10 protein-coding genes are annotated in these 12982 nt (G+C 72.7%); 6 read left to right on the forward strand and 4 right to left on the reverse strand.

The window, feature by feature from the left end; genetic code table 11:
• Positions 1 to 69: 69 nt before the first annotated feature.
• Together disA and radA are read right to left on the reverse strand one after the other, a co-directional pair.
• Positions 70 to 1194, reverse strand: a complete 1125-nt coding sequence (gene disA / locus QC385_RS34135; RefSeq protein ID WP_279545226.1) for a DNA integrity scanning diadenylate cyclase DisA — start codon at positions 1192 to 1194, stop codon at positions 70 to 72.
• A gap of 80 nt (positions 1195 to 1274) precedes the next feature.
• The gene (radA, locus tag QC385_RS34140; protein ID WP_086850964.1) at positions 1275 to 2684 is read right to left on the reverse strand and encodes a DNA repair protein RadA; all 1410 of its coding nucleotides are present in this window, start codon (positions 2682 to 2684) and stop codon (positions 1275 to 1277) included.
• Between the two features lie 196 nt (positions 2685 to 2880).
• Between radA and QC385_RS34145 the strand changes: the two genes are divergently transcribed.
• A complete protein-coding gene (locus tag QC385_RS34145) occupies positions 2881 to 4602 on the forward strand; it encodes a BACON domain-containing protein (RefSeq protein ID WP_279545227.1) in 1722 nt (573 codons plus the stop codon).
• Positions 4603 to 4651: 49 nt separating this feature from the next.
• Here QC385_RS34145 and QC385_RS34150 read toward each other — a convergent pair whose 3' ends face one another.
• Entirely contained in the window at positions 4652 to 5452 is an 801-nt protein-coding gene (locus QC385_RS34150; RefSeq protein WP_279545228.1) for a hypothetical protein, read from the reverse strand.
• A gap of 71 nt (positions 5453 to 5523) precedes the next feature.
• On the opposite strand from QC385_RS34150, the gene QC385_RS34155 reads away from it, so the two are divergent.
• From QC385_RS34155 to ilvD, 4 genes are all read left to right on the forward strand, one after another.
• The gene (locus QC385_RS34155; protein ID WP_279545229.1) at positions 5524 to 6456 is read left to right on the forward strand and encodes a Ppx/GppA phosphatase family protein; all 933 of its coding nucleotides are present in this window, start codon (positions 5524 to 5526) and stop codon (positions 6454 to 6456) included.
• A gap of 91 nt (positions 6457 to 6547) precedes the next feature.
• Positions 6548 to 7372: a sugar phosphate isomerase/epimerase family protein gene (locus tag QC385_RS34160; protein ID WP_279545230.1), complete on the forward strand. Its 825-nt coding sequence runs from the start codon at positions 6548 to 6550 to the stop codon at positions 7370 to 7372.
• Positions 7373 to 7409: 37 nt separating this feature from the next.
• Entirely contained in the window at positions 7410 to 8060 is a 651-nt protein-coding gene (locus QC385_RS34165; RefSeq protein ID WP_279545231.1) for a TetR/AcrR family transcriptional regulator, read from the forward strand.
• A 131-nt stretch (positions 8061 to 8191) separates the two neighbouring features.
• The gene (gene ilvD / locus QC385_RS34170) at positions 8192 to 10045 is read left to right on the forward strand and encodes a dihydroxy-acid dehydratase (RefSeq protein ID WP_279545232.1); all 1854 of its coding nucleotides are present in this window, start codon (positions 8192 to 8194) and stop codon (positions 10043 to 10045) included.
• A gap of 60 nt (positions 10046 to 10105) precedes the next feature.
• Here the strand turns inward: ilvD and QC385_RS34175 are convergent, their stop codons facing one another.
• Complete coding sequence (locus QC385_RS34175; RefSeq protein ID WP_279545233.1) at positions 10106 to 12256, reverse strand: serine/threonine-protein kinase; 2151 nt, start codon at positions 12254 to 12256, stop codon at positions 10106 to 10108.
• Positions 12257 to 12437: 181 nt separating this feature from the next.
• Between QC385_RS34175 and QC385_RS34180 the strand changes: the two genes are divergently transcribed.
• Positions 12438 to 12767: an SH3 domain-containing protein gene (locus QC385_RS34180; protein ID WP_279545234.1), complete on the forward strand. Its 330-nt coding sequence runs from the start codon at positions 12438 to 12440 to the stop codon at positions 12765 to 12767.
• The last annotated feature ends 215 nt before the right edge of the window (positions 12768 to 12982 follow it).

Here is a 12982-nt window from a genome sequence, read left to right on the forward strand (position 1 = left end):
ACCCCTTGCCGGGTACCGCCCTCAGCCGTTCCAGCCGTTCCAGCCAGTGCGGCCGATGCCGCTCATGCGCTAGACGTACCGCTCCAGGATCGACGACTCCGCCAGCCGCGACAGCCCCTCCCGGACGCTGCGCGCCCGGGCCTCGCCGACGCCGTCCACCGTCTGGAGGTCGTCGACGCTCGCGGCGAGCAGCTTCTGGAGCCCACCGAAGTGCTCGACCAGGCGGTCGATGATCGCGCCGGGGAGCCGGGGCACCTTGGCGAGCAGGCGGAAGCCGCGCGGCGACACCGCCGAGTCCAGCGTCTCGGGCGAGCCGGTGTAGCCCAACGCGCGGGCCACCGTGGGCAGTTCGAGAAGCTCGGCGTGAGTGAGGGCGTCCAGCTCGGCCAGCGCCTCGTCGACCGTGCGGGAGCGCTTGGCGGTGGGCTCGGGGACGTAGTCCCGGACGACCAGCTCGCGCTCGGGCTCCACACCGGCGATCAGCTCGTCGAGCTGGAGGGCCAGCAGCCGGCCGTCCGTGCCCAGCTCCACCACGTACTCGGCGATCTCCGTGGCGATGCGGCGCACCATCTCCAGGCGCTGGGCGACCGCCGAGACGTCCCGGACGGTGACCAGGTCCTCGATCTCCAGTGCCGACAGCGTGCCCGCGACCTCGTCGAGGCGGAGCTTGTAGCGCTCCAGGGTCGCCAGGGCCTGGTTGGCGCGGGACAGGATCGCCGCCGAGTCCTCCAGGACGCGGCGCTGGCCGTCCACGTACAGGGCGATCAGCCGCATCGACTGGGAGACCGAGACGACCGGGAAGCCGACCTGCTTGCTCACGCGGTCGGCGGTGCGGTGCCGGGTGCCCGTCTCCTCCGTGGGGATCGCCGGGTCCGGGACCAGCTGCACGCCCGCGCGCAGGATCTTCGACAGGTCCGAGGACAGCACGATGCCGCCGTCCAGCTTGCACAGCTCGCGCAGACGGGTCGCGGTGAACTCGACGTCCAGCACGAAACCGCCGCTGCACAGCCCCTCGACCGTCTTGTCGGAGCCCAGCACGATGAGACCGCCGGTGTTGCCGCGGAGCACCCGCTCCAGGCCGTCACGCAGGGCGGTTCCGGGTGCCACGGCGCTCAGAGAGGCGCGCATCAGGCCATCGGTACCGGCACTCCCGCCGGACTTTCCGGGAGCTGATGCCCGGTCGTTGGCTGCCACTGCACTCCTCCGGTCGCAGGTTCTGGGCGCCCCCGTGTCGCGCGCTCGGTTCGCACGGACGGGCGAGACCAGGGCAAAGTCTACCGGCGACCCTCCTCGTCCCGTGGGGCCTCTCTGCGACGGGACCGGGGGAGGACCCGCAGGGCGTCCCCTATGTCCGCGACTTCCAGGACCTTCATGCCCGAGGGGATCTTGCCCGGGTCGCCCGGGACGAGGGCGTGTGTGAAGCCCAGACGGTGGGCTTCCGCCAGTCTGCGCTGCACGCCCGTGACCCGTCTCACCTCGCCCGCGAGGCCGACCTCCCCGATCGCGACGAGGTTCTTGGGGAGAGGTGTGTCACTCGCCGCGCTGGCCAGGGCGAGCGCGACGGCCAGGTCGGCGGCGGGCTCCGAGAGCTTCACACCGCCGACCGTCGCGGAGTAGATGTCCCTTTTGCCCAAGGCGCTGATCCGGCCGCGCTGTTCCAGCACCGCGAGCATCATCGACACCCGGGAGGTCTCCAGGCCGGAGGTGGTGCGGCGCGGGGAGGGGATCTGCGAGTCGACCGTGAGCGCCTGGACCTCGGCGACCAGCGGGCGGCGGCCCTCCAGGGTGACGGTCAGGCAGGTGCCCGGGACCGGTTCGGCCCGGCGGGTCAGGAAGAGCCCGCTCGGGTCGGCCAGGCCCGTGATGCCCTCGTCGTGCAGCTCGAAGCAGCCGACCTCGTCGGTGGTGCCGTAGCGGTTCTTGACGCCGCGGACGAGCCGCAGGCGCGCGTGCCGGTCGCCCTCGAAGCTCAGGACGACGTCCACGAGGTGCTCCAGCAGGCGCGGGCCCGCGATGGCGCCGTCCTTGGTGACATGGCCCACGAGCAGTGTGGACATGCCGCGCTCCTTGGAGGCCCGGATCAGGGCCCCGGCGACCTCCCGCACCTGGGCCATGCCGCCGGGCGCGCCGTCGATCTCCGGTGAGGCGACCGTCTGCACCGAGTCCAGGATCAGCAGCGAGGGCTTGACCGCGTCCAAGTGGCCCAGCACCGCCGCCAGATCCGTCTCGGCCGCCAGGTACAGGTGGTCGTCGATGGCGTGGATGCGGTCGGCGCGCAGCCGGACCTGGCTCGCCGACTCCTCGCCCGTGACGTACAGCGTGCGGTGCTCGTCGCTCGCCGACTTGGCCGCCACGTCGAGCAGCAGGGTCGACTTGCCGACGCCCGGCTCGCCCGCGACCAGCACCACCGCGCCGGGGACGAGCCCGCCGCCGAGCACGCGGTCCAGCTCGGGCACGCCGGTGGAGCGGGCGGTGGCCTGGCGGCCGTCCACCTGGCCGATGGGCAGGGCGGAGGTGGTGACCCGCCCCGGCGCCGTCGTACGGACCGCGGGCGCGCCGTATTCCTCGATCGTCCCCCAGGCCTGGCACTCGGGGCAGCGGCCGAGCCACTTCGCCGTCTGCCAGCCGCACTCCGTGCAGCGGTAGGACGGGCGGTCCTTGGTGGTCTTCGTACGGGCAGCCATGGACAAGACCGTAGCCGTCGGCACTGACAACGCGGTCGCCGACCGGCTCGGCCACCTGCGCGCCACGGCCCCGCCACCCCGCGCCAGCAACGGAACCACTGGTTCATGTCCCCTTTTGAGGGATCGTTTCACCCGTACGGATTAAATGTGCTCAAGCCGCCGGAAGGTGCCACTCCCGGCCGCCTACGGTCGCCGAATGATGAGCAGTACTCCGGAGATCTCGACCCGCTCGACCCGCACGGCCGGCCCGCACCGGGCGCACGGGGAAGCGCGTGACCGCGGGGCGGCGCGCACGCTGGCGCAGCGGCCGCCCGCGCGCTACGAGCCCTACCTGGACGGCCTGTTCACCTACTGCCTGTCCGTGCTGTGCGACCACGACGCCGCGACCGCCGCCCTCGGCGACGCCCTCGCGCTCGCCGAACGCCGCGGCAAGCACGTCCCCGACGCCCCCGCCGACCGCAGGGCGTGGCTGTACGCGCTGGCCCGCTGGGCGTGCCTGCGCAAGCTGGCCGAGGCCAAGCAGAAACGTCAGAGCAGCCACGCCGCGGGCCGCCCGCAGCGCGCCGACCGGCCAACCGGCCCGGCCGTCTCCGAGGAGGTCCGGGAACGGCGGCGGCGCGAACTGGCCCTGCTGGCCTGGCCGGAGGCCGCCGGCACCACCCCGGAGCAGCGCGAGGCGCTCGAACTGGCCGTGCGCCACCACCTCGCCGCCCAGGAGGTCGCCGCCGTCCTGGGCATGGACCCGGCCGCCGCCCGCGATCTCCTCGCCTCCGCCGCCTGCGAGGTGGAACGCACGCGTGCGGCCCTGGCCGTGGTCGAGACCGGGGCCTGTCCGAGCGTCGCGCACCTCGTCGGCGACGACCGGCCCGTGCTCGGCACGACCCTGCGCCGCGAACTCGTCCGGCACGTCGACGACTGCCCGCGCTGCCGCCGCACCGCCGAGCGCGCCATCCCGGGCCGCTGGCCCGGCACCAGCGTCACGCCCGCCGAACTGCCCGTCCTGCCGGCCCCGCGCGCGGCCGTGCACGTCGCCATGACCCACCACGCACGCGCGCGTGGCGCCGGACCCCGCTTCGACCGGCGCGGCTTCCCGATGGACCCCAAGGACCGCGCCGCACGAAGGGACCGCCTCCGCGCGCGTGCCGTCACCACGACCGTCGTCGCCACCGTCGTGGCCGCCCCCGTGCTCGCGCTGTGGGCCGCCTACCGGGGCACCCCCGTCGGCGAGGGCCAGGACGGCCGCTCCGCCTCCGCGCGCGAGGCGGACGACCCGTTCGCCCTGGACGGCGAGATGGCCGGCGGCGGCTACGAGAACGCCGGCAACGCGAGCACCAGACCCGGCCCCCGCTTCGGCAAGGACGGCAAGGCCGACGTCTCCGTTGAGGTCATCGGCGTCGCCGGCGCCGGCCGCGAGAGCGCCCTGGGCGTCGCGGCGGACAACAGCGGCGACACCACCCTCGTCACCCTGACCGCCACGGGCCCGTCCCCGGTCCGCTGGTCCGCGTCCACCGGAGCGGACTGGCTCTACCTGAGCCAGTCGTCGGGAACGCTCCGGCCCGGCGAGTCGTTGACGATCAAGGTGTACGTCGACCATCTGCGGGAGCCCTCCGGCCCCTGGCGCGCGCAGGTGGCGATCGCCCCGGTGGGCGCCGTCGTCCACATCGAGGGCTTCGGCACCGCCCCCAGCCCGTCCGACCCCGGCCCGCGTCCGGACCCCCACCCCGGCGGCCCGAGCGACCCGCCCTCGACCCGGCCCGACCCGACGCCCACGACCTCGGCCCCACCGGACCCGACGCCGACCACCCCGCCCCCGTCACCCGACCCGGACCCCACACCCACGGACCCGGGGCCGACGACCCCGACTGACCCGACGCCCCCGCCCTCGGACGGCGGCGACGCGAGCCCGCCCACGTCCTAGACGGCCGTAACAGCCCTGGAAGTCCTGGGTGCCGAAGCGGTCGCGCTCGTCAGCCGGCCGGGTCGGCAGGATGCGGCGCCAGCAGCGGCAGCTGGGAGGCCAGCCGCTCCTCGCACAGCTCCACCAGCCGGTCGTAACCGGCCTTGCCCATCAGCTCGATCAGCTCCGGCCGGTAGGAGACGTACACCGGCTCGCCCGCGCCGTGCGCCGAGGTCGCCGAGGTGCACCACCAGTGCAGGTCGTGGCCGCCCGGCCCCCAGCCGCGGCGGTCGTACTCACCGATCGACACCTGGAGCACACGCGTGTCGTCGGGCCGGTCGATCCACTCGTAGGTCCGCCGCACCGGCAGCTGCCAGCACACGTCCGGCTTGGTCTCCAGCGGCTCGCGGCCCTCCTTCAGGGCGAGGATGTGCAGCGAGCAGCCCGCGCCGCCCGCGAAACCGGGCCGGTTCTGGAAGATGCACGAGCCCTGGAAGGGGCGTGTCTGCCGGTCGCCGTCCTCGTCCTCGGAGACCCAGCCGTTCCTGGTTCCCTCGGCGTGGTGCTGCCAGATGTCCGGCGTGAGCCTCGCCACATGCTCGGCGACCCGCTTCTCGTCGTCCTCGTCGGAGAAGTGGGCACCCAGCGTGCAGCACCCGTCGTCCGCGCGGCCGGCCTGGATGCCCTGGCAGCCGCTGCCGAAGATGCAGTTCCAGCGAGAGGTCAGCCATGTCAGATCGCAGCGGAAGACCTGCTCGTCGTCCGCCGGATCGGGGAACTCCACCCACGCACGGGCGAAGTCGAGGCCCTTCTCGTCGGGCCGCGGGGCGACCGGTGATTTGTCGCGCTTCGCCTTTTTCGTCTTTGGCACGAGTCCAGGGTACGGGCCTTGTACCCACACCGAGGACGGCGGACGGCACTCCTGGCAGTAGCGTTCCGTACATGAGACTCGGTGTCCTCGACGTGGGATCGAACACGGTGCATCTGCTCGTGGTGGACGCGCACCCCGGCGCGTGCCCGTTGCCCGCGCACTCGCACAAGGCGGAACTGCGCCTCGCCCAGCTCCTCGACGACGACGGCGCGATCGGCCCCCAGGGCGTCGACCGGCTGGTCTCGGTCGTCCAGGAGTCGCTCCAGGCCGCCGAGGACAAGGGCGTCGAGGACCTCCTGACGTTCGCCACCTCCGCCGTGCGCGAGGCCCGCAACGCCGACGACGTCCTGGAGCGCGTGCGCACCGAGACCGGCGTCGAGCTCCAGGTCCTCACCGGCGAGGAGGAGGCCCGTCTCACCTTCCTCGCCGCCCGCCGCTGGTTCGGCTGGTCGGCCGGGAAACTGCTGGTCCTGGACATCGGCGGCGGCTCCCTGGAGATCGCCTACGGCATCGACGAGGAGCCCGACGCGGCCGCGTCCCTGCCGCTGGGCGCCGGCCGCCTCACCGCCGGGTGGCTGCCCGGCGATCCGCCCGCCCCGGACGACGTGCGGGCCCTGCGCCGCCACGTCCGGACCGAGGTCGCCCGCACGGTCGGCGAGTTCAGCCGCTTCGGCCCGCCCGACCGCGTCGTCGCCACGTCCAAGACCTTCAAGCAGCTCGCCCGCATCGCCGGAGCCGCCCGCTCCGCCGAGGGCCTCTACGTCCAGCGGGAACTCAAACGGAAGTCCCTGGAGGAATGGGTCCCGAGGCTGGCCGGCATGACGGAGGCGGAACGGGCCGAGCTCCCGGGCGTCTCGGAGGGCAGGGCGGGCCAGCTGCTGGCGGGGGCCCTGGTGGCCGAGGCCGCGATGGACCTCTTCGGCGTGGAGCGCCTGGAAATCTGCCCGTGGGCGCTGCGGGAGGGCGTGATCCTGCGTCATCTGGATCACATGGAGTCCGTTTAGGGGGCCTTGCACCCTGCCCGCCCGTGGCAAACACCACAACGGCGAATAGGCACCCCGCTCCACCCCGACCACACCCCGTAATCTGTCCTGCATGGCAGAGCCAGCCGTAAGGATCCCGGACGCGAAGGTCGCCCTCTCGACGGCCTCGGTCTACCCGGAGTCGACGGCCACGGCCTTCGAGATCGCCGCGCGCCTCGGCTACGACGGAGTCGAGGTCATGGTCTGGACCGACCCCGTGAGCCAGGACATCGAGGCCCTGCGCAGACTCAGCGACTACCACCAGATCCCGGTCCTGGCCGTTCACGCCCCCTGCCTGCTCATCACGCAGCGCGTCTGGTCCACGGACCCCTGGACCAAGCTCCAGCGGGCCCGCGCGGCGGCCGAGAAGCTCGACGCGAGCACCGTCGTCGTCCACCCGCCCTTCCGCTGGCAGCGCCAGTACGCCAGGGACTTCGTCGCGGGCATCTGGCGCATGGCGAACGAGACGGACGTACGGTTCGCCGTCGAGAACATGTACCCCTGGCGCTACCGCGACCGCGAGATGCTCGCGTACGCCCCCGACTGGGACGTGACGAAGGACGACTACCGCCACTTCACGATCGACCTCAGCCACACCGCGACGGCCCGCAGCGACGCGCTGGCCATGGTCGACCGCATGGGCGACCGCCTGGGCCACGTCCACCTCGCCGACGGCAGGGGCTCGGCCAAGGACGAGCACCTCGTGCCCGGCCGCGGCAATCAGCCCTGCGCCGAGGTGCTGGAACGGCTCGCCCTGACCGGCTTCGACGGGCACGTCGTGATCGAGGTCAACACCCGCCGCGCCATGTCGAGCGCGGAGCGCGAGGCCGACCTGGCGGAGGCGCTGGCCTTCACGCGCCTGCACCTGGCCTCGGCGGCGAAGGTGCCGAGGCGATGAGCGAGGGCGCCGAGCCGACGACCGAAACGGCGAGACGATGAGCGACCGGCCCCCGACCGGCACCCACAACGGCACCGGCACCGGCACGGGCACCACCGCCCGCCGCCGGGGCCGCCCCCCGCGCACGGAGTCGGCCGACACCCGGGACCGCATCCTGACCGCCGCCCGCGACGAGTTCTCCGAGCGCGGCTACGAGAAGACCTCCGTGCGCGGCATCGCCAAGGCGGCCGGGGTCGACTCGGCGCTCGTGCACCACTACTTCGGGACGAAGGAACAGGTCTTCGAGGCGGCGATCACCCAGGCCTTCGGACCCGCCCTCCAGGCGCCCAAGGCCATCGAGGAGGGCCCGCTCGACGGCGTCGGGGAGCGCCTGGCCCGCTTCTTCTTCGGCATCTGGGAGAACCCGGCCACCCGCACGCCCCTGCTCGCCATCGTCCGCTCCGCGGTCACCAACGAAACGGCGGCCGCCGTCTTCCGCCGTATCGTCGCCACCCAGGTGCTGCGCCGCATCGCGGGGCGACTGGAGCTGCCGGACGCCGAACTGCGGGCCGAGCTCGCCGCCGCCCAGCTCGTGGGCACCGCGATGCTGCGGTACGTCATCAAGGTCGAGCCGCTGGCCTCGGCGGACGCCGAGCAGATCATCGCGCGGCTGGCACCGGTCGTACAGGGCCACCTCACCGGGCCCTGAACCGCCGTCGGCCGAGACAGGCATCCCGTATTGCGGACACTCCGTCCCGCCCTCTGGATGACCGGCGTACGCTCGGTAGCAGTCAGAAATCTCCGAATCCTCTGACGCAGTCTCTGAAGGAGCGAGCGACGATGCCCGAGCTGAGGTCCCGCACAGTCACCCACGGCCGCAACATGGCGGGCGCCCGCGCCCTTATGCGCGCCTCCGGTGTACCGGGTGCGGACATCGGCCGCAAGCCGATCATCGCGGTCGCCAACAGCTTCACCGAGTTCGTGCCGGGCCACACCCACCTCCAGCCGGTCGGCCGGATCGTCAGCGAGGCGATCGTCGAGGCCGGTGGCATCCCGCGCGAGTTCAACACGATCGCGGTCGACGACGGCATCGCGATGGGCCACGGCGGCATGCTCTACAGCCTCCCCTCCCGCGACCTGATCGCGGACAGCGTGGAGTACATGGTCGAGGCCCACTGCGCCGACGCCCTGATCTGCATCTCCAACTGCGACAAGATCACCCCGGGCATGCTCAACGCGGCCCTGCGCCTGAACATCCCGACGGTCTTCGTCTCCGGCGGCCCGATGGAGTCCGGCCGGGCCACGCTCGTCGACGGCACGGTCCGCACGCTCGACTTGGTCGACGCGATGTCCGAGGCCGTGAACGAGAAGATCTCGGACGAGGACATCCTCCGCATCGAGGAGAACGCCTGCCCGACCTGCGGCAGCTGCTCCGGCATGTTCACCGCCAACTCGATGAACTGCCTGACGGAGGCCATCGGCCTCTCCCTCCCCGGCAACGGCTCGGTCCTGGCCACCCACACGGCCCGCAAGAAGCTGTACGTCGACGCGGCCAACACGGTCATGGACATCACCCGCCGCTACTACGACCAGGACGACGAGACGGTCCTGCCGCGCAACATCGCGACCTTCGCGGCCTTCGAGAACGCCATGGCCCTCGACATCGCGATGGGCGGCTCGACCAACACGATCCTGCACCTGCTGGCCGCGGCCCAGGAGGCCGGCGTCCCCTTCGGCCTGGAGGAGATCGACGCGGTCTCCCGCCGGGTCCCCTGCCTGGCCAAGGTGGCGCCGAACGTCGCCAAGGACCGCACGTACTACATGGAGGACGTGCACCGCGCCGGCGGCATCCCCGCCCTCCTCGGCGAGCTGCACCGCGGGGGCCTGCTCAACGAGGACGTGCACGCGGTCCACAGCCCGTCCCTGTCGGACTGGCTGAAGACGTGGGACGTGCGCGGCGGCTCCCCGTCCCCCGAGGCGGTCGAGATGTGGCACGCGGCCCCCGGCTGCGTCCGCTCCGCCGAGGCCTTCTCCCAGTCCGAGCGCTGGGAGGCCCTCGACGAGGACGCCGGGGGCGGCTGCATCCGCTCCGTCGAGCACGCGTACTCCAAGGACGGCGGCCTCGCGGTCCTCAAGGGCAACCTCGCGGTCGACGGCTGCGTGGTGAAGACGGCCGGCGTCGACGAGTCGATCTGGACCTTCGAGGGCCCGGCGGTCGTCTGCGAGTCGCAGGAGGAGGCCGTCGAGAAGATCCTGCTGAAGCAGATCAAGGAGGGCGACGTCGTCGTCATCCGCTACGAGGGCCCCAAGGGCGGCCCCGGCATGCAGGAGATGCTCTACCCGACCTCGTACCTGAAGGGCCGCGGCCTCGGCAAGAGCTGCGCCCTGATCACCGACGGCCGCTTCTCCGGCGGCACGTCCGGCCTCTCCATCGGGCACGCCTCGCCCGAGGCGGCGGGCGGCGGCACCATCGCCCTCGTCGAGGACGGCGACCGCATCCGCATCGACATCCCGAACCGTTCCATCGAGCTCCTCGTCGACGACGCCGAGCTGGCCCGCCGCGAGCAGGCGCTGAACGGCGTGTACGCCCCGAAGAACCGCGACCGCAAGGTCTCGGCGGCGCTGCGGGCCTACGCGGCGATGGCGACCAGCGCGGACAAGGGCGCCGTGCGGGACGTGACCATGCTCGGCTGAGCGTTCTCCACGTGAAAGGGCCGCCCCCGGTCTCCCGAGGGCGGCCCTTGCGCGTACGTCCTACCAGCCGGACGGATCGCGCCCGTTCACGGCGAAGACGGTCCCGTCCGGCGCCCCGGCGTAGACCCGGCCGTCCACGAGCACGGGCTCGGGAAGCGCGGCCGGAACCCGGTCCGACCGGTCGCCCAGCCGCGGAGACGTCTGCCCGACGAGCTTTCCGCGCCGCGCGTCGACGGCGAGCAGCCGCCCGTCCGGCACGGTCACGTACACGTACCGGTCGTCGGCGACCGGCTTCGACCCCCGGACGGCACCCGTCTCCAGACTCCACCGCTGCTTGCGCGCCTCCAGATCGACGGCGACCAGCGCCCCACCCGTCGCCATGAGATGAACGACGTCCCCGCGCACACTCCCCTCCACCTGCTGCAACGGGATGCGCAACGGCACCCGCACGCTCGCCCGGCTCTCCGGGTCGTAGCGCACCACGGCCCGCGCATCCCCGAGCACGGCGTCGACCGACACGAACACGACCGCCCCGTCCACCGTCCCGAGGGGCTGCAACGACCCCTCCAGCCGCGCGTCCCACCGCACGTCGCCCGTGCCCGGGTCCACCGCCGTGACCTTCGTGCGGGACCCGTCGCCGGACACGCTCGCCGCGTACGCCAGCGGATCACCGGGGAACGAGACGAAGTACGGCGTGTCCTGTCCAGGAATCCGATGACGCCACTTCACCTCGCCCGAGGCGCTCTCCACCGCGGTGACCGTGCCGTCGGCCGCGGTGAGCAGCAGCATGCCGCCGACCGCCCGCAGCCCCCCGTACCCGGGCAGCTCCTGCCGCCGCTCCACGTCACCCGAGCCGGGGTCGAGCATCGTCACCCGCGGCCCCTGGCCCAGCCCGGCCGGCACCAGCCCGCCGGACACGACCGGAGCCCCACTCGGCGGCCCGCTCGCGGCGACCCCGTCCAGGCGATGCCGCCACAGCAGCCGCCCGTCGACAGGATCGAGAGCGAAGACCAGCCCGGTCTGGGCACAGAGCAACTTCCCCGCCGCGTACGAGCACTGAGGCATGCTCTTCCCGGACAACGGCGGCGCCTCCCACGCGGCGAACGCGGCCGACGTGGTCCGCGGAGCGGTGACCTCGGGCGCCGGACTCCCGCCCACCAGCACGGGGACGGCCGCCAGCGCACCGGCGACGGCCAGCCCGAGAGCCCCGGCACCGAGAGCCGCCCGCCTGCCGAGCCGCAACCTGGACCGGCGCTCCCCGGATCCGGACGCCGGAACCCCCGGCCCCCCGCCGCCCTGCTCGGCGGCCTCCGCCTCCGCCTCTTCCTCCGCCGGAACCTCGTCCACACGCTGCGCGGGTATGAACGCCTGCGTGTCGTACGAGGCCGACACCGACCGCAGTTCCCGCATCAACTCGTCGGGGGAGGGCCGGTCCTCGGGCTCCTTGGCGAGACACCGCAGCACGAGCGGCGCCAGCTCTTCCGGCACACCGGCCAGCTCGGGCTCGTCGTGCACGACCTGATAGGCGACGACGTAGGGGCTGTCGGAGTCGAAGGGCCCCCGCCCGGTCGCCGCGTGCACCATGACGGACCCGAGGGCGAACACGTCGGCGGCGGGCCCCACTTCCCTGGGCCGCCGGAACTGCTCGGGCGCCATGAAGGGCGGCGTACCGATCAGCTTCCCGGTCTCGGTGCGCAACTCGCTGTCCTTTGGCCGGGAAATGCCGAAGTCGATGACCTTCGGCCCGTCCTCGGCGAGCAGGACGTTGCTCGGTTTCAGGTCCCGGTGCACAACGCCGACCCGGTGGATGTCACGCAGGGCCTCCGCCAGCCCGGCCATCAGCCGGCGCAACTGCGCCGGGGCCATGGGCCCGTTCCGCTTCACCTCTTGGGCCAGTGTCGGGCCCGGGATGAACAGCGTGGCCATCCAGGGCCGTCCGGCCTCGTGATCGGCATCCACGACAGGAGCGGTGAAGGCGCCGCTGACCCGCCGGGCCGCTCCTACCTCCTGCCGGAAACGCCCCCTGAACTCGGGGTCCTTGGCGAACTCGGCGTGCACGACCTTCACGGCGAGCTTCATCCCGGACGTACTGCGGGCCAGATGGACGACCCCCATGCCGCCCGAGCCCAGACAGGACTCAAGCCGGTAGTGACCGGCGTACTCAGGAAGTTCCGCTTCCGGGCCCGCTCCGACGTTCCGCTGTGGCGCCATGGGAACACCCCCGTGCTGTTCGTCCGCGCGCGCGACGCACGGAGCCTAGTCGATGACTCGTCCGGGACAGAGGCGGCTTGCTAGCCTCCGCTGGCGAGTCACGCACAGGTGTTTGATGGCGTGATTCAGGGGAATCAACGGGACTCCATGGCAGCCATGGGGTTCAACGGGGGAGGTTTTCATGTCAGTCGAGCCTGTCGAAAAGGCCGAGCGCAGCACACACGAGGCCGGCATGCCGCTGGTCACCACACTGGCCGCGGCGGCCACGTACTTCTCGATCGCACCGGGGGTCCGCCTCAACGTCCGCAGCGGTCCCGGCACCGGCTACCCGATCGTCAAGAGCCTGCCCGAGGGCTCCCGAGTCCCGATCCACTGCCAGACACCCGGCACCAGGGTCACGGGCCCCTACGGCACGACGAACATCTGGGACAACATCGCGAGCGGCCAGTACATCTCGGACGCCTACGTGAACACGGGCAGCGACGGCTACATCCGACCGCGCTGCGGCTGACCGGCGGTAGCCCCTCAGCGGCACGATTGCCCGCAGCCAAGCCGGGACCGGCGGCCTGCGGCAGCCAAGCCAAGGACGCGCCCGCAGTCGCCTAGGGCGTGTCCGCAAAGTCCCGCCTGCCCCGCGACGCCCGGCACGCCCTCTCGCCGCACCGGGCGAACACCCACGTACAACCAGTACGCGGGCGTCCGCCCGGCACTCCCCCAGCCTTCGGC

The sequence above is a fragment of the Streptomyces sp. DH10 genome (assembly GCF_029813805.1).
Classification (GTDB): domain Bacteria; phylum Actinomycetota; class Actinomycetes; order Streptomycetales; family Streptomycetaceae; genus Streptomyces; species Streptomyces coeruleofuscus.

What these genes read in the sequence shown, in the direction of transcription:
- QC385_RS34145 (WP_279545227.1), top strand. Translation starts at nt 2,881, where the DNA reads ATGATGAGCAGTACTCCGGAGATCTCGACCCGCTCGACCCGCACGGCC.
- QC385_RS34160 (WP_279545230.1), top strand. Translation starts at nt 6,548, where the DNA reads ATGGCAGAGCCAGCCGTAAGGATCCCGGACGCGAAGGTCGCCCTCTCG.
- radA (WP_086850964.1), bottom strand. Translation starts at nt 2,684, where the DNA reads ATGGCTGCCCGTACGAAGACCACCAAGGACCGCCCGTCCTACCGCTGC.
- QC385_RS34175 (WP_279545233.1), bottom strand. Translation starts at nt 12,256, where the DNA reads ATGGCGCCACAGCGGAACGTCGGAGCGGGCCCGGAAGCGGAACTTCCT.
- QC385_RS34180 (WP_279545234.1), top strand. Translation starts at nt 12,438, where the DNA reads ATGTCAGTCGAGCCTGTCGAAAAGGCCGAGCGCAGCACACACGAGGCC.
- ilvD (WP_279545232.1), top strand. Translation starts at nt 8,192, where the DNA reads ATGCCCGAGCTGAGGTCCCGCACAGTCACCCACGGCCGCAACATGGCG.
- QC385_RS34155 (WP_279545229.1), top strand. Translation starts at nt 5,524, where the DNA reads ATGAGACTCGGTGTCCTCGACGTGGGATCGAACACGGTGCATCTGCTC.
- QC385_RS34165 (WP_279545231.1), top strand. Translation starts at nt 7,410, where the DNA reads ATGAGCGACCGGCCCCCGACCGGCACCCACAACGGCACCGGCACCGGC.